Origin of the sequence: Nannocystis punicea (assembly GCF_026965555.1) — a bacterium.
Taxonomy (GTDB): Bacteria; Myxococcota_A; Polyangia; order Nannocystales; family Nannocystaceae; genus Nannocystis; species Nannocystis punicea.
In genome coordinates this window covers 7,626,073-7,649,562 of record NZ_CP114040.1, presented here as the reverse complement: position 1 = coordinate 7,649,562, position 23,490 = coordinate 7,626,073, and the positions used below count along the sequence as shown (strand labels likewise).

Sequence of the window (23,490 nt, the reverse complement as noted above, 5' to 3'; positions counted from 1 at the left end):
TGCGCGCTCGTGCGACGTCCGAACGACGTCCCCTCGCTCAGGCCATCGTCCTCGCCTCCGAGTCGCGCGCGACGATCACGGCACGAACAGCCGCAGCATCCGCAGGTCGTCCTGCAGGCTCGGCTCGATCGCGGCGCGGGCCGAGAGGTATGCGCCGCGCCAGGCCTCGGCGACGTCGCCCGGCGGCAGCGTGGCGAGCGCGGCGTAGAACTCGAGCGCGAAGGTGCGGGTGGCGTCGGCGTCGACGTCGCGCACGGAGCCGACGACGTGCCTGGCGCCGCGGAGCAGGAAGGCGTGCGCGAGGCTGAGGCCGCCGCCGAGAGTGTCGGCGTCGACGAACGACGAGCGGCACGCGGACAGGTAGACGAGCCGCGGCACCGCGGGCGCGGCGAGGATGGCCTCGCGCGTGAGCACCCGATCGCCGCCGAAGACGAGCTGGACGTCGGCGGCGAACACCGCCTCGTCGGCCGGGTGCTGGCCGTGCGCGGCGAGGTGGGCGAGGGCGGCCCCGCCGGTCAGGAGCGGCGCGAACGGTTCGGGCGTGCCGGCGGCGAGGTGGTCGACGCGCACGCCGCCGCGGCGCAGCGCGGCAGCCACTGCGCGACCCTCCTCGGGCAGCGAATAATCGCTGCCGCTGACGACCAGCGCGCCGTCGCCGTGGCGCGTCGAGGGCTCGCCGCAGGCGGCGACGTCGAGGCCGTACTGCACCGGCACCGCGTCGAGCAGGACGCCGCCGTCCCACGGCAAGGCGTGGAACGGTAAGGCGTGCAGCGCGTCGGTGGGGAAGATCGTCACGACCTCGGCGGCGGCGATGTCGGCCTCGAACGGCGCGAGCAATTGTTCGGCGAATGTCGAGAGTGTCTCTTCGGACAGGCGATGGGCGTCGCCGGGGACGTGGGCGACCTGCAGCGCCTCGGCGCGCACGCCCCCGGCAGTGACTGCGAAGCCGACCCACGGGGCGAGCCCGGAGTCGCCGGCGGGGTCGAGCGGGAAATACAGGAGGTGCAGCGCGCCGGGCTCGGGGTCGTCGTCGCGCGGGCGCTCGGCCTCCTGGCACCATTCGCGGGCGTGCATCCGCAGGGCACGGTTGCGGGCGTTCCGCGCCAGCCACAGGGCGGACCTGTCGTCGCCGTCGCCGACGAGCAGGTCGAGCAGGCGGCGGGTGGTGGTGGCGAACATGCGATAGCGGCCGTCGGCCGCCGCGCCGTAGGCGGCGACGTTGCGGGCGTGCGCGTGCGCCTCGAGCACCGCCTCGGCGGCCTCGTAGGCGGCGATCGCCGCGCCTCGATCGCCGCGCGCCTCGTCGACGAGGCCGCGCGTCCAGGCCGCGAACCATTCGCCCATCGGCACGACCGCGCCGGGCTCCGCGCCCTCGATCGCGGCCTGCCACTGCGACGCCTCGGCGACCCGTCCGCGGGCCAGCGCGGCGCGCAGGCGGATGATGTGCAGCCACATCCGCTCCTCCGGGCTCATGGCCGCGTCGGCGAGGCCGTCGAGCTCGCGGTCGACGTCGGCGAGAGCGCCGCGCTGCAGGGCCGCGAGGGCGAGGTTGATGCGCACGTTGTTGGCGTGCGAGCGGTCGCGCGTGCCGTCGCGGGTGAAGGTGGCCAGCGCGGACGCGAGGAGCGGGACCGGATCGGCGACCGCGAGGCCGGCCTCGCGCAGGACCAACAGACCCCAGGCGACCTGGTTCTGCAGGACGGCCGCCGCGTAGGCGTCGCCCTCGCGCGCGAGCACGTCGAGGAACAGCGACAGCGCGGCGAAGCTGCGATCCCAGGCGACGCGGTTGCGCAGGTGGGCGGCGATCTCGGTGCGCAGCGCGGCGCTCGCGGCGAGGTCGCGGGTGAGGTCGAGGAACTCCGCGGCGCCGTGCGGATCGCGGCGGAACAGGCGCGACAGGAACAGCGGCTGGGCGGCCTCGACGACGCGGCGCAGGGCCGCCAGCGCCGCGGCGAAGTCCATCTGCCGCTGCCAGTGCAGGGCCCACATATAATGATAGCGCGGCAGCTGCAACGGATCGGCGAGGCAGCCGGCGTCGGCGTAGCGCTGGAGGTACCTGCCGGCGCAGCCGAGCTCGGGCAGCCGCTCGCCGCACACGCGAAAGCCGGCCTGGGCGGCGTCGCAGGCGGCGGCGAGGGGGTGCTGCGAATCGAGCGCGGCCAGCTCGCGGTCGACGAGCTCGAGCTCGCGCCGCGGATCGCCGGCGCGGTGGGCGGCGCGCCGCTCCTCACGCAACCCGCCGGCCGGGTCGACCGATTCGGGTCCGGTCGCCCGGAGCCACAGCGCCGCCGCCAGGATCGCCGGATTCATCGCTGCACCGAATGGCTATTCGACGAGCACGCGCGCGGGCGGGCCGAGCCACACGAACTGCCCCGATTGCGTCTGCCGCGCGCCGCAGGTCACCTCCCACGCGCCGCGGCCGAGGTCGGCGAGGACGTGCAGCACCTCGCCGCGCTCGTCCTGCGGCGCCGGCTTGCCGCCGAGCATCCGCTGATTGGCCGGCTCGCCGACCCTGGTCGCTCGCACCGCGACGATCTCGAGCGAATCGTCGCTGCGGCACTGGAGATAGAAGTGCTCGCCGCCGGCGACGCGCAGCTCCGGCCCGCCGGCCTCGTCGCCGCGCAGCGCCGGGAACACGCGCACCTCGCCCGCGCCGGTGCCGTCTCCGGCGGGACCTGCGGGTCGGAAGACGACCAGCAGCACCGCGGCGGCGGCGGCGGCGAGCGGGGCGGTCCAGCGCAGCCAGCGAGTGCGCCGCGGGGCCAGCGGCACCACGTTGTCGGGCCGCGGGGCCTCGGCCGGGGTCGACAGGGTCGCGATCGCGTGCGCGACCATCCGCGAGCGCGCGGCGGGATCGAGCGGCGCCAGCTGTTCGCGCAGGGCGGGGTCGTCGGGGAACGCGGCCTCGGGCGAGAGGCGGCCCTCGCCGACGGCCAGCCACTGCTCCGGGATGTCCCCCGGCGCGGCGAGCTCCTCGTCGAGCGCGTCGTCCGGCGATGGTTGATGCTGATTGTCCGCTGGGGCCTTCATACCGCTCCTCCCTGGGGCCTCAAGAACTGCGCGAGCCGCCGCAGGAGCCGCGATTTGCGCTGTTGATAGGTCTGCGCCGAGATGCCGAGCCGCTCGCACAGCTCGTCCTGCGACAGCTGCTGGTCATAAATGAGCTCGAACAATTGCTGGTCGCTGGGCGACAGCGCGCCGACGGCCCGCCGGGCGTCCAGCAGGCGGTCGAGCACCTCGATGCCCGAGCCGGTGTTGTCGCTCTGATCGGTCGAGGTCATGTCCTCTTCCAGGAGTTCCCAGGCGAGGGCCCGTTTACGACACAGCTTCTGCAGGCACAGCATCGTGACTCCCATCACGAATCGGCGGAGTGCGCCTTCCTTGTGGACGAAGTCCGGGCTCTCGCCGAACTTGCGCAGGACCCTCGCGTCGCGATTGAACAGGTATGTCAGCACCGTTTGTACGTCGTCCTCCTTGCTGCGCTCGGGGCCGACGCGGAGCCACGGTTTCTTGTGAAACAGCAGCGCGCGGGCCGCGACGACCGGCGGCTCGAGCTCGGTCACCAGCGCCTGCAGTTCGGCCGGATCGCGGCTGTCGAGCGCGCGCAACAGCCTGTCTCGGGTCCAATCGGACATGAGGTTCTGGTACCACGGCGGCGCGCTTCCCGTACTGAACGGATTGCTGTGAGCCATGTCGATTGCCGCCCCGGTCAGCCGCGCCGGCGTCCGGGGAATAGGTCGGCCCCGGAGCAGCCGGCGCGCGAGGACACCCTCCCGTGCCGGATCTCGCCGCCGGGGCGCCGCGGCCTCGCCCGGTTGGCCGGCGCGCGGGTCCGCTCCCGGCGCGGACGATGCAAATGGCGAGCGCCGCGAGTCGTCGCATCGAGGGGCCGCCATGATGATTGTGGGTATCCACAATTCCATCGGGGCTGGTCGCTACATTGGTGATGCATCATTGATGAGATGTCCGGAGAGACATCTAATCGCGTTCCGAGGTCGCGGCGCCGCGGGCTTTCCCGCGCGATGGCAAGGGCGCGCGCGGGCGGCTCGGGCCAGGCCGGACGGGGTACCGGGGGAAGCTCCGTGAATCGCCGGCGACGTGAGCTTCTCGCCGCCGTGACAATTCGCCGCGGAGGCTCGTGGTATGCACCGCCGACTTCGGGAGAGCTACGACTTATGCAGGCAGCGAATTGGATGCAGACCGTGCGCGCGCCCCTGTGGGCGCTGGCGCTGGCGCTGGGCGGGTGCGGTTCGGAGGGCGGCGACACTGCGACGATGCCCACGACCACCGACGACACCGACCCTGGCACGACCGACGTCGCGCCGACCTCCTCGGCGGGGCCGACCACCGACGAGCCGCCGACCGGCACGACGGTCACGGACACGACGACGACGAGCGAGACCACCGGCCCCGACACGACCGAGGGCACGACGACGACGACGACCACGAGCGGCACGGACACCACCGACGGGGTCACGAGCACCGACACGACCTCGGCCACCGAGACCGCCGGCGAGACGACGGTCGACACCACCGACACCGGCGACACGACGACCGAGACGACCGGCGAGGAGACCTTCGTGAAGGTCCAGATCGTCGCGTTCAACGACTTCCACGGCAACCTCGAGCCGCCCACCGGCAGCGGCGGCAAGGTCAAGATCGACGACAACACCAGCGTCGACGCCGGCGGCGCGGCCTACCTGGCCCACCACGTCGCCGCCCTGCGCGAGCAGAACCCCAACACGATCGTGGTCTCGGCCGGCGACCTGATCGGCGCCTCGCCGCTGGTGTCGGCGCTGTTCCACGACGAGCCGACGATCGAGGCGATGAACGCGATCGGGCTCCACTACAACGCCGTCGGCAACCACGAGTTCGACGACGGCGCGACCGAGCTGCTGCGCATGCAGGACGGCGGCTGCCACCCGGTCGACGGCTGCGGCGACGACACGCCGTTCCCCGGGGCCGAGTTCCAGTTCCTGGCGGCCAACGTGCTGAAGCAGCAGGACCCGCTCGAGACCCTGTTCCCGAGCTACGCGCTGCACACGGTCGAGGGCGTGCAGATCGCGTTCATCGGCCTCACCCTCCAGGCCACCGGCAGCATCGTCTCGCCGGCCGGGATCCAGGGCCTCACCTTCGCCGACGAGGTCGAGCGGGTCAACGCGCTGGTGCCCGAGCTGCAGGGCATGGGCGTCGAGGCGATCGTGGTCCTGCTCCACGAGGGCGGGCTGCAGTCCGGTCTCTACAACGAGTGCCCGGGGATCTCCGGGCCGATCGTCGACATCGTCGAGGGCCTCGACGACGCGGTCGACGTGGTCGTCAGCGGCCACACCCACCAGGCCTACAACTGCGTCATCGCCGACAAGATCGTGACCAGCGGGGCCTCGTTCGGCCGGGTGCTGACCGACATCGACCTCGAGATCAGCACCAAGACCGGCGACGTCACCATGGCCACGGCCGAGAACGTGGTCGTCACCCGTGAGACCGCCGACCCGATGATCGCGGCGTTCGTGGCCATGTACAAGCAGCTGGCCGCGCCGCTGGCGAACATGCAGATCGGCACGATCACCGCGAAGCTGGCGAAGAACGCGCAGAACCCCCAGGTGGGGCTGTCGACGATGGGCCTGGTGGTCGCCGACGTGATGCTGGACGCCACCCAGGACCCGCTCCTCGGCGGGGCCGAGCTCGCGTTCATGAACCCGGGCGGGGTGCGGGCCGACCTGGCCTACGCCGCCTCCGGCGACGAGCCCGTCGACGGCATCGTCACCTACGGCGAGGCGTTCGCGGTCAACCCGTTCGGCAACAACCTGGTGGTCCTCAGCCTCACCGGCGCGCAGCTCGACGCGCTGCTCGAGCAGCAGTTCGTCGAGGGGGAGCAGCCCTACATCCTGCAGATGTCGGCGGGGTTCTCGTACGCGTACAGCGCGAGCGCGCCGGTCGGCGCGAAGGTCGACCCGGCCAGCATCGAGCTCGACGGCGTCGTGATCGACCCCGCCCAGGAGTACCGCGTGGCCACGATCGGCTACCTGGCCGACGGCGGCGACGGCTTCAGCGTGTTCACGTCCGGCACCGACCGCGTCGGCGGGGTGACCGACATGCAGGCGCTGCAGGACTACTTCGCCGACCACTCGCCGGTGTCGCCGCCGGCGCTCGACCGCGTGACCGTGCTGCCCTGACGGCTGCGCGCGAGGACATGCCCTTACAGGCAGGTCCTCGAGAGCATGTCCTCCGGTTCATGGCCGGAGGGACACGCCCTGGACCGTGGCGCCGGGGCGCGGGCGGGCGGACAGGGCGTGGATGCAGCGCTGCAGCGCCTCGTGCAGGTTGCGGTAGGTGACGACGCCGGCGAGGTCGAGCCCGAGGGAGGTGAGCGACTCGGCGATCGCCGGCTGGAGGCCGCACAGGACGCCGCGGGCGCCGAGCAGGTCGACGGCGCGGACGAGGCGGAGCAGGTGGTCGGCGGTGCTCTCGTCGAGGGCGTCGACGCCGGTGAGGTCGAGGATGGCGAAGCGGGCGCGGGTGCGCGTGACCTCGGCCAGCAGGCGCTCCATGATGTGGGTCGCCCGCGCGGCGTCGATGTTGCCGAGCAGCGGGAGGGTCAGGATGTTGTCCCAGGTCTGGATGATCGGCGTGGACAGCTGGCGGATCGCGCTGTCCTGACGGGCGATGATCTCGATCTGGGCCCGCAGCTCGTCCTCGCGGCGGCGCTGCTCGGTGATGTCGCGGAAGATGCCGTAGATGCGGGTGAGCTTGCCGTCCTCGTAGTACGGCACGCCCGCGGCCTGGACGTGGCGGCGGTTGCCCAGGCAGGTGATGATGTCGAGCTGGACGTCGTACGGCTCGCCGCGAGTGCACCGATCGAACGCCGCCGAGATGAGCGGCACGTGCTCGGGGGCGTAGAAGTTGATCCCGCCGGCGACGTCGGGGACAAAGCCCGGGGGGGCCTCGTGGAGGCGGCGGGTCTCGTCGGTCCAGTAGAGCGCGTTGGTGGCGAGGTCGACCTCCCAGCCGCCGACCGCGGCGGCGGCCTGGGTCTGGTGCAGCAGCTCGACCGAGCGCCGCACGTCCTCCTGTTCGGCGCGCTCGTCGGTGATGTCGCGGACGACCGCGACCAGCGAGGCGCGACCCGGCCGCGTCGCCGCGGCCTCGCTCTGCTCCTGCCACCAGCGCACCGCGTCGCCGACGAGCACGCGGTACTCGAGCTTCGCGGCGCCGGCGGTCAGCAGCTGCTCGCGCCGCGCGAGCCGGACGCGCTCGCGATCGTCGGGGTGCAGCGCGGCCAGCCAGGTGCCGACCACCGGCGGGACGTCGCCGTGGCGCCCGAGCAGCGAGCAGACGCGATCGCTGTAATAGGCCGGCGCGTCGGCGGCGAGCGGATCGTCGGCGCCGAGGTCCTCGAATTCGAAGACGGCGACGCCGGAGAGGTGGAGCGCTCGCGTCATGCGGTCGAGCGCGACTCGTTGCATTTCAGTGGCCATGCGGTGCAGATGACGGGACGGAGAGGTCGCGAACGCCGATTAGGCGGCAGGAGACCGTACGGCGGGCTGGACGTCTTGTCCAGCCCGCGTAGATCCGAAGTCCAGTTCAGGCGGAGCGCTAGGGGGCGGGCGCCTCGAGGCGCACGAAGGTGAGCAGGATGAGCTTGCGCGTCGCGATCTTCCAGCCCTGCGGCGTGCGCACGACGGTGTCGAAATAGGTGCCGTGCGCGACCTCGATGGTGCCGTCCGGATCGAGGACGTGCGTGGCGCTGAGGTACGACGTCATGGTGCCGTGGTTGCCGTCGAGATCGATGCGGACGTTGCCGATCAGGTGCTGGGTCGAGACGTAGCCGGCGCTCTCGAACACGCCCTTGACCGCGACGGCATACGCCTCGGGCCCGATGGCGCTGACTCCCGGCGGGCCGTTGGGATCTTCGCCCGGGAAGTAGGCCTTGATGTCGGCGTTCGGCGTGAAGCACTCCTTGTAAGTCTGCTTGCCGGTGGCAAAGTCACCGCGGCCGATCGCGTCGGTGGCCTCGGCGTAGCAGTAGGTCAGCTGGGTGATCTCGGCGCGGTCGGAGAGCCGCTTGCCGGCGTCCTCGCCGCCCTTCTTGGCGTCGGCAATCGGCGTGATGGCGACGGTGGACAGGCAAGTGACAGCGACCATGAGATTGTGTAGCGAACGACGTTTGAACAGCATCAACACGTACTCCCGAGCGCCGATTGTAGCGACAGCGGAGCGCCGGCGCTGGCCTCGCCGATCGCTCTTCGCCTCCGGACGGGAGTGCGCGCGGAGGTGGCTGGCTGTCGGCGCGGGTGCGAGTGATGCAGACCGGACGCGTGGTTCGCCGCGATCGATCAGTAGGGTTTCTGCCCGAGGAAGTTACCGGGGGGGTCGTAGTTGCAGACCCAAACTTCGCTGTCGCCGCAGGTGGCGACGCCGCAGCCCAGGCGCTGGCTGTTTCGCCAAACGACTTGCGTGTAATGGCCGCACACGCCGCGGCAACGGCCGGTCTTGGCGTCGTAGCCCGCGACCTCGGCGACCCAGGCCGCGACGACCTGCTCGGCGGTCGCGGCCTGGCCGCTGGCGGCGAACAAATTCTCGCCGTGCTTCTGCGCGTCGGGGCCCTTGCGCGGGCGATGCTCGAGCGCGCAAGCCCGCCGCTTCAGCTTGTCGGCCCACTTCTGGGCGTAGCGCGCCAGCTCGGGCGACCACGTCAGCGGGGCGATGTCGAGCTGCGCGCGGTGCCGGTTGTGCGCGGCAGTGATGCCGGCCAGCCGCCCCGGCTCGGGATCGGCGACAGGCGCAGATTCAGGCTCGGGCGCAGGCGCGGGCGCGGCGGCGGGCTGCGACTTCGACGCGGAGGACGACGATGGGGCGGAAGGATCTCGGGCCGGAGGCGAGGCTGTCTCTCGGGACACATCCGGTCGACAGGCGAGCGCGGCGGCGAGGAGGAGCGCGGACGAGCGAGGGGACACGCGGGCAGTGTAGATCGCCGGACGGGGCGGCGCCGCGGCGAAAGCGGGCGCGGCACCAAGGCCGGCGACGCGGCCGTCCTCGACGCTGCGGGGCCCGCGACCGGCACCGGCGCCGGCCTGGTCGGCGACTGCACGCCCGGGGCGGGGTGGAGATGTATCGGAACGAGCCATGTGCATCGAATCGAGCCATTTGCGATGCATCGTTTTGATGCATCGCCGGGCCGCGGGTGCACGCGTGGGGCGGCGCGGGGAGTGGCACGCGGCGTGCTCATGGTGCGGGCATGACCGCCGTCGACTTCCCGACCCGCATGTTCGCGCTCGCCACCACGCTCGAGCGCTCGCCCGCCGACGCCCTGCCGCTCGCGGAGGCGCTCGAGCGCGATCTACTGGCCGCCGAGACCACCGACCCGCTCGAATTCGGGTGGGCCCGCGACTACCACATCCGCGCGCTCTACCGCCTCGGACGCGACGCCGAGGGGGTGGCGATGTTGATGACGCCGCCGCCGCGGGTGATGTCGATCTCGACCAAGAACGCGGCCTGGCTCCACTCGGCCGGGGCCGAGATGGCCTTGAGGTCAGGTTCGAAGGCGCAGGTGCGGGCGCTGATCGCCCGCGCGCTGGCGCTGCGGAGCGCGGGCGACGACGCCGAGGGCTGCAGGATGGCCGTCGGGACAGGTTTCGCGCTGCTCGAGCGGACCGGCGAGGCGGCGGAGATCGAGGCGTGGCTCGAGCACGTCGAGGCGCAGATCGAGGCGAGCGAGCGCCGCGAGCTGGCGCGGGCGATGGCGGAGGGGCTGGCCGAGGTGGTCCGCGCGCCGGGGTTCCTCGAGCTGCTGCCGGGGGCGGAGCGCCGCCGCGGCGAGTGGGCGCTGCACCGCGCGGCCCAAGCCGGACAGCTCGAGGAGGTGCGGCGGCTGCTGGCCGCGGGCGTGCGGATCGACGCGCGTCACCCGGGCTGGCCGGGGCTGCCGACGGCCCTGCTGGCGGCGAGCTTCCACGGACACGCGGCGGTGGTCGCGGAGCTGCTGGGGCACGCCGCCGACGTGCGCGCGGTCAACGTGCAGGAGCGCACCGCGCTGCACCTGGCGGCGGATCAGGAGCACGCGCAGGTGGTGGCGCTCCTGTGCGACGCGGGCGCGCCGGTCGACGCGCTCGACTTCCACGGCCACTCGCCGCTGCACCTGGCGGCCTGGCAAGATCACCGCGAGAGCGTGCGCCTGTTGCTGGGAGCGGGGGCCGCGACCGAGCTGCGCGACGTGAACGGCGACACACCGCTGGCGCTGGCGGCGACCGAGCCGGTGCCGGAGGTGGTGCACGCGCTGTGCATGGCCGGCGCGGAGATCGAGGCCGTGAACGCGAGCGGCCAGACCCCATTGATGCGGGCGGCGATGACGGGGCAGGCCGACGCCGCGGCGGTGCTGCTGGCACTGGGGGCCGATCCGTCGCTCCGCGATCACGCGGGGCGGACCGCGCTCGACTGGGCGCGCAAGGAGGACCACCGCGCCGCGGCGGTCCTGTTGCGGCGACACCTCCGGGTGGTCCGAGGATGACGCGCCGGGCGCGAACACGACACCACTGTCAGGGCGGATCGCGCGCCAGGCGGCGAAGTGGTTGAAATTGCGGGTTGCCCTGTCCTTGCAATACGCGCCGGCCGAGGACCGATGCCGACCATTACCGTTACGAAGCCGTCACGTCCGCGCACCCTCGGTGCGCTCACCTTGCCCCTCCTCGCCGCGCTCGCCGGCGCCTGCAGCAGTGCCGCGGAGCACGACGGCTCCGGCGGCAGCAACGGCCTCAGCGGGCCGGGCTCCGACAGCGGCCCGGGCTCGGGCTCGGCCAATCCCGGCGATACCGAGGCCGGCAGCGACGGTGGCTGGGATTCGGGCGACTCGCCGACGAGCAGCGGCGGAGGCTCGACCGGGGGCGCGACCGGGGGCGATCCGGGCGGCACGACCGGCGGCGAGGAGCCGCCGCCCGACGACGGCGAGGACAGCACCTCGGACGCGACGTCGACCACCGGCGACGACTCCACCAGCACGGGCGAGCCGGCGTGCGACGACCAGACGCCCGTGGTGCTGTACCTGTCGCCGGACGACTCGAACTCGACGTCGTCGCCGGTGCAGGTGCGCGAGGCGGTGCTGTCGGACTGGGGCTCGCTGAGCTACGTGCCGATCCGGACGTGGGAGTTCCTCAACTACTACTCGTTCGGCTACGAGGCCGCGGAGAAGGGGATGGTCACGGTGCTGCCGGAGATCGCCCGCTTCGCCGAGGATCCCGACGACCACTACGTGGTCCAGATCGGCGTGGCCAGCGAGACGGTCAAGAACGCCGACCGCCCGCTGATGAACGTGACGCTGGTGCTCGACGAGTCGGGCTCGATGAGCGGCACGCCGATGGAGCTGCAGCAGGAGGTGTGTCGCACGATCGCCGGCAGCCTGCGCGCCGGCGACATCGTGTCCGCGGTCGGCTGGGACACCGTCAACGCGGTCAAGATGACCAAGTACAAGGTGACGAAGGCGAACGATCCGGAGCTGATCGCGCTGTGCGACGCGCTCGAGCCGGGCGGCGGCACGGACCTCAACGGCGGGCTCAAGGCCGGCTACGAGCTGGCGCACGCGCAGTTCGACGCGGCGCGGATCAACCGCGTGGTGCTGATCAGCGACGGCGGCGCCAACGCGGGCGTGACCGACATCGACATCATCGCCGGCGGCGCCGGCAGCCAGGACCAGGACGGCATCTACCTGGTCGGCGTCGGCGTCGGCACGCCCGACACCTACAACGACGACCTGATGGACACCGTCACCGACGTCGGCCGCGGCGCGTCGCTGTTCATCCCCTCGGTCGCCGAGGCCCACAAGATGTTCGGTGAGCGCTTCGTCCAGACCATGGCGGTCGCGGTCCGCGACGTACGGGTGCGCCTCGACATGCCGCCGGGCTTCTCGATCGTCAAGTTCAGCGGCGAGGAGTACTCGGCCGACCCCGCCGAGGTCGAGCCGCAGCACCTCGCGCCCAACGACGCGATGGTGTTCCACCAGACCGTCGCGACCTGCGCCCCCGCGCTGGTCGACGAGGCCGCCGAGTTCAAGGTCGCCGTCCGCTGGAAGGACCCGATCACGTTCGAGGACCGCGAGACCGAGGTGGTCAAGAAGATCCAGGAGTCGGTGGCCGCCGAGTCGCCGCTGCTCAAGAAGGGCGCCGCAGTGTTCGCCTACGCCGAGGGCCTCAAGGCCTACCGCGAGGCCCCCGAGGCCGCGACGCTCGAGCCGGCGCTCGCCGCCCTGGCCCTCGCCGAGGCGGCCCTGCCCGGCGACCCCGACCTGGCCGAGATCCGCTCGGTGATCGAGGCGCTGGTCGGGGAGTGAGCGGGGTGCAACACCTGACCTGAAGGTCAGGTCGAGGCCCGCGGCGCACGTCGCGGGCCTCGCCGTGCTCTGGGCTGCCTCGCGGTGAATGTCTGCAGAGACATGTTCAAGGAGACATGTCCTTGGCGTCATGCCCTCTCGAGCCTGTCCGTCGAGGCAGGCGGATCAGCCCGACCAGCACGAGCAGGGCAGTGATCGCGTAGACCGCCAGCGCGGCGCGGAGGCGCGGCGGGCCGTACTCGAGCTCGATCGCGTGCGGGCCGGGGCCGACGAGCAGGCCGCGGAACAGGTAGTTGGCGCGCAGCACCGGGGCCGGCGCGCCGTCGACCCGCGCGGACCAGCCGGGGCCCCAGGCCTCGTTCACCACCAGGACGCCGGCGGCGGGGGCGTCGACGGTGAGGGCGAGGCGGTTGCGCGCGAACGCGGCGAGGACCGCGGGCACCGGCGCGTGCTCGGGCTGGAGCTCGGCGACCGCGGCGGCCTCGTCGGCGCCGAACTGCGAGGCCTCGAGCACTGCGGCGCGCCCGGGCGGGAGCGCGGCCAACCGCTCGAGGCCGTCGTCCTCGCGCCCGACGAGCTCGACCTGCGCGGTCCAGTAGGCCAGCGGGGCCGCGTGCAGCAGCTCGACCGGCTGCCCCGGGGTCCAGCGCGACTGCCCGGCGGCGGTGCGCTGGACGGCAGCCCGGTGCCCGCCGGCGTACCAGCGCACGTTGGCGGCGGCGAGCAGGCCGGCGTGCTCGCGCGCGCGCGCGGCGAAGGCCCGCCAGCGCCGCGTCACGAGGGTGCTGTTGCGGCCGAAGATGTCGCGCACGCCGAGGCGCGCGCCGACGCGCCAGCGGTAGTGCTCGTCGTCGGCGACGCGCCAGCCGACGCGATCGCCCAGCCCCGCGAGGGCGGCGTCGCGCGCGAGATCGGGGGGCCGCTGGGCGATGTCGTGGATCTGCCGCGCCTGCACCTTGAGCTCGAGCAGGGCGACTGCGATCGCGGCGGGCGCGGCCGCGCGGCGCAGCCGGGGACGCGCGCTCAGGAGGCCGCCGAGGCACGCGCCGCCGAGCGCGACGAACACCGCGCCGAGGCCGGTGCTCGCCGGCGCGCGGCTCCACGCGAGGGCGACGAGCAGGCCGAGGCAGGCCGGGGCGAACACGAGCGCGAGGCGCCGGGCGAGCGCGCGCCGGCGCGCCGGCTCGGCGCGGACGAGGTCGTCGAAGCCGTGGGCGGCGAGGACGGCGACGAAGAAGGCGAAGCCGAAGAAGTACTGGGCGGGGATCCGCCACAGACCGAAGCCGGGGACGTGGCGGGCGAGGAAGGGCAGGAGGGCGAAGCCGTCGCCGCACGCGAGCAGGAAGAAGAGCAGGGCGCAGGCGGCGTAGGTGATCCGCAGGGCGTCGCGGCGGACGGCGAACACCGCGAGGAGCAGGGCGATGGCGCCGAGGTAGTGGACGGGGGCGCCGTCGCGCCAGGTGCCGGGGGCGAGGGCGTCGAACAGGTGCAGCGGCCGCGCGGTCGAGTAGACGACCTCGCCGAAGTCGAGCTGCTCGCGCACGGTCTCGGGCAGCCACGCGAGGGTGGCGACGATGTTCGGCAGGGCCAGGCCGACGACCACCGCGACCGCCAGCGCGCCGGCGCCTGCGACCTGCGCGAGGTGCCGACGGGCGGCCGGGGCCCCGCGGACCACCAGCGCGAGCGCGACGAGCAGCACCGGCGCGAGGCCGACGAGGTCGCGGAAGAAGTTGGGCGGGTAGCCCGAGAGGAAGGCCATGGCGGTGGCTGCCCCAAAGGCCAGGCCGCTCCGCGGCGAGGGCCGGCGCACCAGCTCGAGGCCGGTGAGCACGAGCCACGGCAGCCACACCGGCGACCACAGGCCGGCCGAGTCCTTGGCCTTGGCGACCCGCCCCGACAGGACGAAGGCGAAGCCGCCGAAGGCGCTGGCGGACGACGAGAGGCCGAGCCGCGCGAGCAAGAGATGGGTGCCGAGGCCGCCGATGGCGACGTGCAGCAGGGCCTTGAACAGGACCACCCACGGGCCCTCGCCGAACACCGCGGCGCCGAGCCACACCAGCCAGTTGAACGGGTAGAGCACGCCCGTCTGCGGGTCGGCGAGGAAGTCGTAGCCGCCGCGCTCGTACGGGTTCCACAGCGGCAGCTCGCCGTCCCGCAAGGCGTGCAACGGGACCAGCAGGTCGCCCCAGTGCTCGTTGACTGCGTCCCAGCCGAGGAAGACGTCGCCGGTGACGATCGCGGGGTGAAACGCGAGGAACACGGCCGCGTACACGCACGCGAGCCCGAGCCCCGCGAGGACGCGCCGCGCCATGTCAGAGCTCCGCGCGCTCGGTGGACGGCGTCCCGGACGACGCGCGGTGAGGCTGCAGCGCGAGCTCGCGGACGACGAGCGTCAGCCGATCCTCGAGCGCCTTCTGCCCGAGGTAGAGGTTGAAGCAGAGGAACAGCAGCACGAGCGAGCTGAGATAGAAGACGAGGTCGACGCCGCGGCCGACGCCGACCCGGCGGGCGCACCAGGTCGAGACGTCGGGGAAGATCACCAAAAAGATGATGGCGGCGAACACCACTGTCATCGCCAGCTTCTGCACCGGCCGCCGTCGCGCTCGCACGAAGAAGTGGAACAGGAGGGCGAAGCTGCCGCCGATGAGCACGAACTGGATCGCCATGGACGGTCGCGGGAGCATCGGCCCCGCCGCGGCGGAAGTCAATTCGTCGCCAGGTCGATGCAGCCGGCGGAGCCCGCTGCGTTCGAGTGGTGTCGTCTCGCTGCGGCGATTGCTTCGCGGTCGCCCGAGCCCGACAATGCGGCCCGATGTCGCCGGTCGCGCCCGCGGACGTGATGATCGTCGTGCCCTGCTACAACGAGGGCCCGGTGATCCGCGAGGTGCTGCTCGAGCTGCGGCGCGCCTGGCCGCACGTGATCGCGGTCGACGACGGCTCGGTCGACGACACCGCCGAGCGGCTGCGCGACACCGGCGCGACCGTGGTGCGCCACGCGGTCAACCTCGGCCAGGGCGCGGCTTTGCAGACCGGCATCGAGCTCGCGCTCCACCGCGGCGCCCGCTACGTCGTCACCTTCGACGGCGACGGCCAGCACCGCGCGGAAGACGTCGCGGCCCTCGTCGCCCCGCTCGCGGAGGGCCGCGCCGACGTCGCCCTCGGCTCGCGCTTCCTTGGCGGCACCGTGGGCATGCCGGCGAGCCGCCGCCTGGTGCTGCGCCTGGCGACCGCGTTCACCCGCGTGGCCGCGGGCCTCGACATCACCGACACGCACAACGGCCTGCGCGCGTTCACGGCCGGGGCCGCGCGGGCGCTGCGGATCACTCAGAACCGCATGGCCCACGCGTCGGAGATCCTGCACGAGATCCGCCGGCTGCGCCTGCGCTTCGTCGAGGTGCCGGTGACGATCCGCTACACCGAGTGGTCGCGCCGCAAGGGCCAGTCGGCCCTCGACGCCGTCAGCATCCTGTTCGACCTGCTGGTCCGGCGGATCATGGGCTAGCCCGCCCGGACATGTGCGAGAGAGCATGTCCCCGGGGATAGGTCCTCGAGGACATGTCCCTGGGCGCAGGGTGTTCACTTGCCGATCTTGAAGCCGGCGCCGGCCTTGCCCTTGCCGCTGCCGCCGCCGCCGACCGAGACGCCGGCGCTGCCGCCGACCGAGATCCCGCCGCCGCCGACCTTCACGCCGCCGCCCGAGCCGACCTTGACCGAGCTCTCTGCCTTGGCCGAGTGGTCGATGTCGATGCCGCCCTTGGCCTTGGCGACGCCCTTGACGTCGACCTTGGGCGGCGTGATGTCGACCTTGGGCGGGTCGATGGCGGCGATCGCCAGCGCCTCGACCTTGATCGCGGCGCGCAGGGCGGCGAGGCGGGCGGCCGCGAGCGAGGCCGAGACGTCGCCGGCGAACTGCGCGGCCCCGTCGGCGCCGATCTGGATGTCGACCGGCGAGAGGTGGGCGCTGACGTACGCGGGGCGCTTCACGTCGAGGGCCCAGCCGAAGAACGCGCCGGCGCCGGCGTCGGCCAGGACGACGCCGTCGGCCTTGAAGTCGGCCTTGAAGTCGTGCTCGAACTTGAGGTCGGCGCCGCCCTCGACCGCCGCCGAGTAGGTGGCGACGACCTTGAGCGCGCCCTCGGCCTCGGCGCGCATCGTGGCGAGGGTGGCGACCAGGACCGCGAGCGAGGCGTCGAGCTTGCTCGAGGGGACCGCCCGCAGCTCGAAGTGGACGTCGCCGTCGAGCCGCACCTCGACGACCTGCAGGTAATCGAGCTTGCCGTCGACGTCGAAGTCGACGCGGTGGGCGGCGCTGCCGGGGGCGTTGAGGAACAGCTCGAGCTCGGCGGCGGTGCGGATCTCGCCCTTCGCCAGCAGGTCGACGACGCCCTTCAGATCGAGGTCGGCGGGCTTCAGCGCGACCTTGGTGCCGATCGCGGCCTCGACGTCGGCCACTGCCTTGAGCGGTGGGACTGCGATCTGCGCGGCCGCGTCGGCCGCCAGCTTGGCCCGGGCGTCGGCCTCCGCCTGCGCCTTCGCGGCCGCGTCGGCGACCGCCTTGGTGTCGAGCTGGACGTTCGCCTTGGCGTCGGCCTGGATGTCGGCCTTCGCCTCGGCCTTGCCGGCGCCTTCGGCCGCGGAGTCGCAGGCGAGCAGGAGGACCAAGAACGCGAGGGGGGTGCGGATGGTGGCCTTCATGGTCGGCAGTATCGCCGAGCGACCGCCGCAGCGCCACCTGCGGCGGGACCGGCGCGGTTGGGGCCGCGAGGCCACGCTGTGACTTCATGGACATGTCGAAGAGGACATGTCTACAAAGACATCACAGCGGCGTGAAGCAGACGTCGTGGAAGGTCCAGCCGACGCAGTCGACCGCCTCGACGCTGAGCAGCGCCTGCTCGAACTCGACGTTCTGCAGGGCGACGAGGACGATGCGGCCCGGGCCGGCGGGGAACTGGATCTCGCCGCCGCCGATGTCGCTGCTGCGGACGCGGAACCGGCCGCTGCTCGGCCCCGACAGGCGGATCTGGGCCAGGTAGGAGCCGCCGGGCAGCAGCCCCGTGGGCCAGATCTCGACCCGCGCCAGCTCGGGATCGTCGTACATGAACTGGGCCAGGTCGGCCTCGCCGCCGAGGACGCGCGCGCCGTAGAAGGCGAGGTGACCGCGACCCTCGATGTAGGGTCGACGCGGCGACAGCCGCAGATCACCGATCCGCAGATCGTCCCCGCGGTCGAGCCGCTTGATGTCGACGCTCTCGACGCGGCGCAGGATGTCGAGCAGCTGGCCGTGCGACAGCGGCCTGGCCGGGGTGGGGTCGTGCGGCGGGAGGTCGTGCTCGCGGGCGCTCGTGCCGGCGGCGCGGGACGGGGTCGGGGTCGTCCTGGGGGCGGTGGGATCACCGAGCAGCGGGGTGGCATCGATGACGACGATCGAGTCGAAGATCGCCAGGGGTTCGATCGGCTTGCGGTCGGCCATGATTCACCTCCTCGATATTGCAGAGTCCGCTGCGCTCGCGTCGTCGTCAAGCCGCGGATAAGCTGCGCTCGATGCGTCGCTCTCTGGCCGTCGTCGTCGCGCTGCTGTGTTCGAGCTGTGAACGAACCGAGGGAACGCGGCCCCCCGCGACACACACCGCGCTCGACGTGGTGGAGCTCGAGCTCGCGGAGGCGCAGCGACGGATGCAGACCGGGGTGTTGTCGGCCGCAGCGTTGACGGCCGCGTACCTCGAGCGGATCGCGATGATCGACGACGCGGGGCCGGCGCTCGCGGCGGTGATCGAGCTCAACCCGCGCGCGCGCGAGGAGGCCGCGGCGCTCGATCGTGAACGCGCGCAGGGGCGGGTCCGCGGGCCCCTCCACGGGGTTCCGGTGCTGATCAAGGACAACATCGACGTCGCCGGCATGGTCAACTCGGCCGGCTCGCTGGCGCTGGCCGAGCACCGCCCACGCGTCGACGCGCCGCTGGTGACGCGGCTGCGCGCGGCCGGGGCGGTGATCCTCGGCAAGACGAACCTCAGCGAGTGGGCCAACTTCCGCTCGACCCACTCGACGTCGGGCTGGAGCAGCCGCGGCGGGCAGACCAAGAACCCGTACGCGCTCGATCGCAACCCGTGCGGCTCGAGCTCGGGCACCGGCGCCGCGATCGCGGCCAGCCTCGCCGCCGTCGGCGTCGGCACCGAGACCGACGGCAGCATCATCTGTCCGTCGTCGATCCACGGGCTCGTCGGGCTCAAGCCGACCGTGGGCCTCGTCCCCGGAGGCGGCATCATCCCGATCTCGGCCACGCAGGACACCGCGGGGCCGATGGCGCGCACGGTGCGAGACGCGGCGCTGCTGCTGAACGGGATGACCGAAGGGACAGGTGATTACACCGCGGGGCTCGACCCGGGGGCGCTGCAGGGCAAGCGGATCGGCGTGCTGCGCCAGGCGATGGGCGACGACCCGCGGCTCGACGCGCTCACCGAGCAGGCGCTGGCGTCGCTGCGCGCGGCCGGGGCGGAGGTCGTCGATCCGGTCGAGCTCGCGACCTGGCAGCAGTGGGGCGAGCACGAGTTCGAGGCGCTGCTGTTCGAGTTCAAGGACGGGCTCGATCGCTACCTGCGCGAGTCGGGCGCGCCGGTGTCGTCGCTGGCGGGGCTGATCGCGTGGAACCGCGAGCACGCGCGCGCGGTGATGCCGTGGTTCGGGCAGGAGCTGCTCGAGCAGGCGCAGGAGAAGGGCGGGCTCGACTCGCCGGCGTACGCGACGGCGCGGGCCGCCGCGCGACGGCTGGCGTGGGACGAGGGGCTCGGCGCGGCGCTGACGCAGCACCGGCTCGACGCAGTGGTCGCGCCGGCGATGGGCCCGGCCTGGCCGACGGACCCTGTCCTCGGGGACAGGGTCGGCGGCGGCGGTTATGCTGCCGCCGCGGTGGCGGGGACGCCGAGCCTGACGGTGCCGATGGGGCACATCCACGGGCTGCCGGTCGGCCTGGTGTTCCTCGGCAAGCCGCGCGGCGAGGCCGAGCTGCTGGCGCTGGGCTACGCGTTCGAGCAGAAGACCCGGGCCCGGCGAGCGCCGACGTTCCGGCCGACGGTGACGCTCGCGGACTGAGAGCGGCGCGCGAGGTTGCGCCCGGGTCGGGCTCACTTGCGGAGCGGGCTCGGCGGCGTAGCCGGCGATAGGTAGGGCTACAGGGCCGAATTCGTGCGATGGGCGGATTCGCGCGGAGGGCCACGAGGGGCGCGCGAAAAAAATCCGATCCCCCCGGGCGGGTCGCGACACCTCTGGGCCGAACGCGCAGGACCGGCGCCTGCGATCCAGGCCGGCGATCGACCTCCATCGCCTGGCCTCGGGGTCAGGTCAGGTGCGCCTCGACGACAACGAGTCTTTTGAGACAGGAGACAATGAACATGTTCCGAGTTATCAATTCTTCCACCGTCGCGCTCGGCCTCGGGCTCCTCATCGCTGCGACCGCTGGTTGTCAGGAGAACAACCCGCTGCCCGGAACCGGCCTCTGCGATCTCGGCTGCCCGGACGAGGGGCTGGCTGACGGCAACGCATCGATCTCGGGTATTGCCAGCGTCGACGCGTTCTTCGCCGCGGTAGTCGGGTTCGACAAGGCGGCGCTCGAGGTGAAGGCCGGGGTCGACGCGGAGCTGCGGGCGATCGCGGTGTCGCTCGAGCTCGACGCCAGCGCGAGCGCGGCGGACATCCGCGCGGCGCTCTCGGCCAAGCTCGAGGGCGCGCTCGAGGGCGGGCTCAAGGTGAAGTACGCGCCACCCCGCTGCACCGTCGACGCGAAGGTGGCGATCGACGCGTCGGCCAAGTGCGACGCGGAGGTCGATCCGGGCATGGTCTCGGTCGAGTGCAAGGGCACCTGCACGGTCGACGCCAGCGCGTCGGCCAGCTGCGACGCGTCGGCGAAGGTGATGTGCAAGGGCACCGCGCCGAATCTGCAGTGCAGCGGCAGCTGCACCGGCACCTGCGAGCTGACGAACGATTTCACGTGCAACGGCACCTGCAACGGCGAGTGCAGCGCGGGCTGCAGCGTGATCGGGCCCGATGGCAAGTGCGCGGGCGAGTGCACGGGCGACTGCATGGGCACCTGCGAGCTCAAGGCCGGGGCCGAATGCACCGGCAATTGTCAGGGTTCGTGCGAGTACGAGGCGCCCGACGGCCAGTGCGAGGCCGGCGCGGAGGTGCGCTGCCAGGCCGCGGCCGACGCCAGCGCCCAGTGCGACGGCTCGTGCGACGGCGAGGTGGTGCCGCCGAAGGCCAAGGCCGAGTGCGAGGCGAGCGTCGAGGCCGAGGCGAAGATGCAGGCCCAGTGCACGCCGCCGTCGCTCGAGATCCTGTGGCAGTGGAAGGGTGACTTCGAGGACGAGGACAAGGCCAAGTTCAAGGCGTGGGTCGAGGGCTTCCGCCTGCGCTACGCCGGCCTGCTGGCCGCAGGTGCGCGGGCCGAGCTGGTGCTCGGGGCCGGGGCAAGGTTGGGCGATGCGGCGGTGAATCTGCTGGCGTCATTGCCCGGGGAGGTCGGCGTCGATCTTCGAGCGTCGCTCGGGCTCCCCTGCGCGCTGGCCGAGCTCGAGTCCGTGGGTACGCTCATCCAGAGCGGCTCGGGCGCGCTGAGCGGGAGCGTGTCGGCGGTGGGCGAGATCAGCGCGGCGCTGGCCGGCGGCTGATTCAGGGGCCTTGGAGGTCGGGGCGGGTCGTGCGATCCTCGCGACCCGCCCCGCATGTCGAAGCCCACCAGTCCCGAAGACCAGGCCGAGCCCGGGGGCCCGCGCGCGGCGGCGATGGCCCGCAACGACGAGGACCTGGCGCTGCTGGCGGCCTGGCGGGCCGGGGACACCCGCGCGGGCGACGGGCTGGTGCGCCACTACGGGCCGCAGGTGGTCCGCTTCTTCGCCGACAAGGTCCGCGACTTCGAGGTCGACGACCTGGCGCAGCAGACGTGGGAGGCGCTGACGCACGCGCGTGACCGCTTCGTGGTCCCGGGCGAGGAGGTGGTGGCCGGCGAGCCGATCGCCGCGAGCTTCCGCGCCTACCTCTACGGGACGGCTCGCTTCGTCCTGTTCGCGCACTACCGCAAGAAGACCCGCGCGGCCCAGTTCGACCCGAGCCTGTCGTCGCTCGAGGACCTGTCGCCGTCGCCGAGCCGGCTGGTGTCGGCGCACGCGAAGCTCAAGCGCCTGTCGGCGGCGCTGCGCAAGCTGCCGCTCGACCTGCAGATCTTGCTCGAGCTGCGCTACGCCCAGGAGATGACCAGCGCCGAGATCGCCGCGGTCTACGAGATCCCCAAGAACACGGCCAAGAGCCGGCTGCGCGTGGCCAAGGAGCGCCTCGACGCCCAGCTGACGCGGATGGGGCTCGGGCCGGCGCCCGGGTGAGGGCCGTCTCGGCGGAGCGGGGCTCCACGAGTCGGGGCGAGCGATGATGATGTCCTTTCGGACAGATGATCGGCTCCCGTGAGAGGGAGTCGGCGGCAGCAGGCGGGCTGAGGATGTCCTTGGGGACAGACGCGAAATACCGAGGCCGGCGCGAGCGGCTCACAGCAGGAAGGTGAAGGCGAACTCGCCGCCGTCGAGGCTGGGGCGGAAGCGGGTGCCTGCTACCAGGCGCTCCAGGCAGGGGCTCACGTCGTAGCCGGCCGGGAGCGCGACCGTGGCCTTCCCTCGCGGGGAGACGGAGACGGTGCCGGCGAGGCGGACGGTCGCGCTCATGGTGCGGAAGCTCGAGTCGGCCTTGCAGGCGCGCACGTCGGCGGCGCGGCGCTCGAGCTGGGCCCGGGCGGCCGACGGATCGAACGGCGCGAGCTGCTTTTGCGGTCGGCCGGCGCTGGCGTTTCGGGCAGGTCCTTTGGGTAGTGTCCTTTCGGACATGTCCTCGGGGCCTGCCGGTGGGTCGATCGTGGCCTGCGCGTCGCGGGGCCGAGGGCCGGGCGCGAGGGCAGGCGTGGGAGCAGAGCTCGACGGTGCGCGGTCAGGCGCGAGCGCTCCTGCGGGGGCGGGCGCGGGACCACCTGCTCCGGCGTCGCGGGCTGGCGCGGCGGGGCCAGCGGCGGTCGCGTCGGCCGCCACGACGGTCCGCGCGAGCGGGTCGGGAGCGGTTTGCGCCGGCCCGGCCGCGTCGCCGGAGGCTTCGCGAGTGCTGGCGGCCGCGAACGCGACGGCCAGCGCGCCGCCGAGCGAGGCGGCGAGGAACAGGCCGCGGCGGACCGGCCGAGTTGACCTTTCAGACATGTTTTGGGGGACATGTCTTGAAAAACTCTCGAGGGCGGCGCGGGCTTCGGCGAGGGCGGCCAGGAGGGCGTCGGCCGACGGGTAGCGGCGCTCGGGGTCCTCGGCGGTGGCGCGGTCGATGACGGCGCGCAGCGGCGCGGGCAGGTCGGTGGTGTGGAGGACGGGGGCGCGCGGCGGCAGTTCGACGTCGCTGGGCGACTGGGCGGGCAGGCGGCCGAGCAGGAGGGTGTGGAGGACGACGCCGAGGGCGAAGATGTCGACGCGGTGGTCGGTGCGGCCGCCGCGGTAGATCTCGGGGGCGATGTAGCCCGGCGAGCCGCCGACCGTCCAGGTGCTCTTGTTGGTGCCCGAGAGGATCTTGGCGAGGCCGAAGTCGAGGACCTTGATGAAGTCGGGGTCGCCGTCGCGGTCGACGCGGAGGCAGTTCTGCGGCTTGATGTCGCGGTGGACCACGCCGCGCTGGTGCGCCGCCGCGAGCGCACGGGCGATCTGGGCGACGATGTGGAGCGCGCGCGGCCAGGCCAGCGGGCCCTCGCGGGCGAGCGTGCGGGCGAGGTCCTCGCCCTCGAGGAACTCCATCACGAAGAAGGTCGGGCCGGCCTCGGGCGGGCCGAAGTCCGTGATCCCGACCACGTTGGGGTGATCGATCTTCGAGGCGGCCTGGGCCTCGAGCAGGAAGCGGCGGCCGATCTCGGGCTCGTCGAGGTAGCGCGCGCTGATGATCTTGAGCGCGAACAGCTTGTCGAGGTGGACGTGACGGGCGAGGAACACCACGCCCATGCCGCCGGCGCCGAGCCGCCTCACGACCTCGTAGCGGCCCTGGAGGACCTTGCCGACGAGCTCGTCGTAGGTGAAGAGGCGCCGCAGCTCGGGCCAATTCGGGAACGTGCTGTCGCCTGCCTCGTCCACGCGTCGCCTGCGGCGCCCGAGTCTAACACGCGGGGCCGGCCGGGC

At 72.8% G+C, this 23,490-nt stretch carries 18 protein-coding genes; 7 read left to right on the top strand and 11 right to left on the bottom strand.

The genetic code is table 11. The features are described 5' to 3' along the window. Positions 1-75 precede the first annotated feature (75 nt). The 3 genes from O0S08_RS29385 to O0S08_RS29375 are packed head-to-tail and all read right to left on the bottom strand — an operon-like array spanning position 76 to position 3,923. Positions 76-2,310, bottom strand: a complete 2,235-nt coding sequence (locus tag O0S08_RS29385) for a CHAT domain-containing protein (RefSeq protein ID WP_269032652.1) — start codon at positions 2,308-2,310, stop codon at positions 76-78. A gap of 15 nt (positions 2,311-2,325) precedes the next feature. Continuing rightward, positions 2,326-3,030, bottom strand: a complete 705-nt coding sequence (locus O0S08_RS29380) for a hypothetical protein (RefSeq protein WP_269032651.1) — start codon at positions 3,028-3,030, stop codon at positions 2,326-2,328. Next, a complete protein-coding gene (locus O0S08_RS29375) occupies positions 3,027-3,923 on the bottom strand; it encodes an RNA polymerase sigma factor (RefSeq protein WP_269032650.1) in 897 nt (298 codons plus the stop codon). The genes O0S08_RS29380 and O0S08_RS29375 overlap by 4 nt, the downstream gene beginning before the upstream one ends. 252 nt (positions 3,924-4,175) lie before the next feature. Here O0S08_RS29375 and O0S08_RS29370 point away from each other — a divergent pair, with 252 nt between their 5' ends. Further along, positions 4,176-6,173 carry a bifunctional metallophosphatase/5'-nucleotidase gene (locus tag O0S08_RS29370; protein WP_269032649.1) on the top strand — a complete coding sequence of 666 codons (1,998 nt, stop codon included), beginning with the start codon at positions 4,176-4,178 and terminating at the stop codon, positions 6,171-6,173. Between the two features lie 57 nt (positions 6,174-6,230). On the opposite strand, the gene O0S08_RS29365 is transcribed toward O0S08_RS29370, so the two are convergent. The 3 genes from O0S08_RS29365 to O0S08_RS29355 all read right to left on the bottom strand — a co-directional run bounded on the left by O0S08_RS29365 (position 6,231) and on the right by O0S08_RS29355 (position 8,954). Beyond that, positions 6,231-7,463 carry an STAS domain-containing protein gene (locus O0S08_RS29365; RefSeq protein WP_269032648.1) on the bottom strand — a complete coding sequence of 411 codons (1,233 nt, stop codon included), beginning with the start codon at positions 7,461-7,463 and terminating at the stop codon, positions 6,231-6,233. A 130-nt stretch (positions 7,464-7,593) separates the two neighbouring features. After that, positions 7,594-8,142: a nuclear transport factor 2 family protein gene (locus O0S08_RS29360; RefSeq protein ID WP_269032647.1), complete on the bottom strand. Its 549-nt coding sequence runs from the start codon at positions 8,140-8,142 to the stop codon at positions 7,594-7,596. 191 nt (positions 8,143-8,333) lie between these two features. Then, positions 8,334-8,954 carry a CAP domain-containing protein gene (locus tag O0S08_RS29355; RefSeq protein ID WP_269032646.1) on the bottom strand — a complete coding sequence of 207 codons (621 nt, stop codon included), beginning with the start codon at positions 8,952-8,954 and terminating at the stop codon, positions 8,334-8,336. 281 nt (positions 8,955-9,235) lie between these two features. Between O0S08_RS29355 and O0S08_RS29350 the strand changes: the two genes are divergently transcribed. Then, positions 9,236-10,504, top strand: a complete 1,269-nt coding sequence (locus O0S08_RS29350; RefSeq protein WP_269032645.1) for an ankyrin repeat domain-containing protein — start codon at positions 9,236-9,238, stop codon at positions 10,502-10,504. Positions 10,505-10,672: 168 nt separating this feature from the next. Beyond that, a complete protein-coding gene (locus O0S08_RS29345; RefSeq protein ID WP_269032644.1) occupies positions 10,673-12,316 on the top strand; it encodes a vWA domain-containing protein in 1,644 nt (547 codons plus the stop codon). A 106-nt stretch (positions 12,317-12,422) separates the two neighbouring features. On the opposite strand, the gene O0S08_RS29340 is transcribed toward O0S08_RS29345, so the two are convergent. Further along, positions 12,423-14,627, bottom strand: coding sequence for a hypothetical protein (locus O0S08_RS29340; RefSeq protein WP_269032643.1), 2,205 nt, complete (start codon positions 14,625-14,627; stop codon positions 12,423-12,425). Position 14,628: 1 nt separating this feature from the next. After that, positions 14,629-14,982, bottom strand: coding sequence for a DUF2304 domain-containing protein (locus O0S08_RS29335; RefSeq protein ID WP_269032642.1), 354 nt, complete (start codon positions 14,980-14,982; stop codon positions 14,629-14,631). 146 nt (positions 14,983-15,128) lie between these two features. On the opposite strand from O0S08_RS29335, the gene O0S08_RS29330 reads away from it, so the two are divergent. Next, positions 15,129-15,818, top strand: coding sequence for a glycosyltransferase family 2 protein (locus tag O0S08_RS29330; RefSeq protein ID WP_269032641.1), 690 nt, complete (start codon positions 15,129-15,131; stop codon positions 15,816-15,818). A gap of 74 nt (positions 15,819-15,892) precedes the next feature. On the opposite strand, the gene O0S08_RS29325 is transcribed toward O0S08_RS29330, so the two are convergent. Next, positions 15,893-17,011, bottom strand: a complete 1,119-nt coding sequence (locus tag O0S08_RS29325) for a hypothetical protein (RefSeq protein ID WP_269032640.1) — start codon at positions 17,009-17,011, stop codon at positions 15,893-15,895. A gap of 121 nt (positions 17,012-17,132) precedes the next feature. Then, the gene (locus tag O0S08_RS29320) at positions 17,133-17,786 is read right to left on the bottom strand and encodes a hypothetical protein (RefSeq protein WP_269032639.1); all 654 of its coding nucleotides are present in this window, start codon (positions 17,784-17,786) and stop codon (positions 17,133-17,135) included. Positions 17,787-17,857: 71 nt separating this feature from the next. Between O0S08_RS29320 and O0S08_RS29315 the strand changes: the two genes are divergently transcribed. The 3 genes from O0S08_RS29315 to O0S08_RS29305 all read left to right on the top strand — a co-directional run bounded on the left by O0S08_RS29315 (position 17,858) and on the right by O0S08_RS29305 (position 21,684). Continuing rightward, positions 17,858-19,402, top strand: coding sequence for an amidase (locus O0S08_RS29315; protein ID WP_269032638.1), 1,545 nt, complete (start codon positions 17,858-17,860; stop codon positions 19,400-19,402). Between the two features lie 299 nt (positions 19,403-19,701). Further along, entirely contained in the window at positions 19,702-20,976 is a 1,275-nt protein-coding gene (locus O0S08_RS29310; protein ID WP_269032637.1) for a hypothetical protein, read from the top strand. Between the two features lie 54 nt (positions 20,977-21,030). Further along, a complete protein-coding gene (locus O0S08_RS29305) occupies positions 21,031-21,684 on the top strand; it encodes an RNA polymerase sigma factor (RefSeq protein ID WP_269032636.1) in 654 nt (217 codons plus the stop codon). A 159-nt stretch (positions 21,685-21,843) separates the two neighbouring features. On the opposite strand, the gene O0S08_RS29300 is transcribed toward O0S08_RS29305, so the two are convergent. Then, a complete protein-coding gene (locus tag O0S08_RS29300) occupies positions 21,844-23,445 on the bottom strand; it encodes a serine/threonine-protein kinase (protein ID WP_269032635.1) in 1,602 nt (533 codons plus the stop codon). Positions 23,446-23,490: the final 45 nt, after the last annotated feature.

Bases quoted from the DNA above. Each gene is read 5' to 3' on its own strand.
- O0S08_RS29350 (WP_269032645.1), top strand. From the start codon at position 9,236: ATGACCGCCGTCGACTTCCCGACCCGCATGTTCGCGCTCGCCACCACG.
- O0S08_RS29360 (WP_269032647.1), bottom strand. From the start codon at position 8,142: ATGGTCGCTGTCACTTGCCTGTCCACCGTCGCCATCACGCCGATTGCC.
- O0S08_RS29365 (WP_269032648.1), bottom strand. From the start codon at position 7,463: ATGCAACGAGTCGCGCTCGACCGCATGACGCGAGCGCTCCACCTCTCC.
- O0S08_RS29320 (WP_269032639.1), bottom strand. From the start codon at position 17,786: ATGGCCGACCGCAAGCCGATCGAACCCCTGGCGATCTTCGACTCGATC.
- O0S08_RS29380 (WP_269032651.1), bottom strand. From the start codon at position 3,030: ATGAAGGCCCCAGCGGACAATCAGCATCAACCATCGCCGGACGACGCG.
- O0S08_RS29310 (WP_269032637.1), top strand. From the start codon at position 19,702: ATGTTCCGAGTTATCAATTCTTCCACCGTCGCGCTCGGCCTCGGGCTC.
- O0S08_RS29335 (WP_269032642.1), bottom strand. From the start codon at position 14,982: ATGGCGATCCAGTTCGTGCTCATCGGCGGCAGCTTCGCCCTCCTGTTC.
- O0S08_RS29385 (WP_269032652.1), bottom strand. From the start codon at position 2,310: ATGAATCCGGCGATCCTGGCGGCGGCGCTGTGGCTCCGGGCGACCGGA.
- O0S08_RS29315 (WP_269032638.1), top strand. From the start codon at position 17,858: ATGCGTCGCTCTCTGGCCGTCGTCGTCGCGCTGCTGTGTTCGAGCTGT.
- O0S08_RS29375 (WP_269032650.1), bottom strand. From the start codon at position 3,923: ATGGAATTGTGGATACCCACAATCATCATGGCGGCCCCTCGATGCGAC.
- O0S08_RS29305 (WP_269032636.1), top strand. From the start codon at position 21,031: ATGTCGAAGCCCACCAGTCCCGAAGACCAGGCCGAGCCCGGGGGCCCG.
- O0S08_RS29340 (WP_269032643.1), bottom strand. From the start codon at position 14,627: ATGGCGCGGCGCGTCCTCGCGGGGCTCGGGCTCGCGTGCGTGTACGCG.
- O0S08_RS29330 (WP_269032641.1), top strand. From the start codon at position 15,129: ATGTCGCCGGTCGCGCCCGCGGACGTGATGATCGTCGTGCCCTGCTAC.
- O0S08_RS29325 (WP_269032640.1), bottom strand. From the start codon at position 17,011: ATGAAGGCCACCATCCGCACCCCCCTCGCGTTCTTGGTCCTCCTGCTC.
- O0S08_RS29370 (WP_269032649.1), top strand. From the start codon at position 4,176: ATGCAGGCAGCGAATTGGATGCAGACCGTGCGCGCGCCCCTGTGGGCG.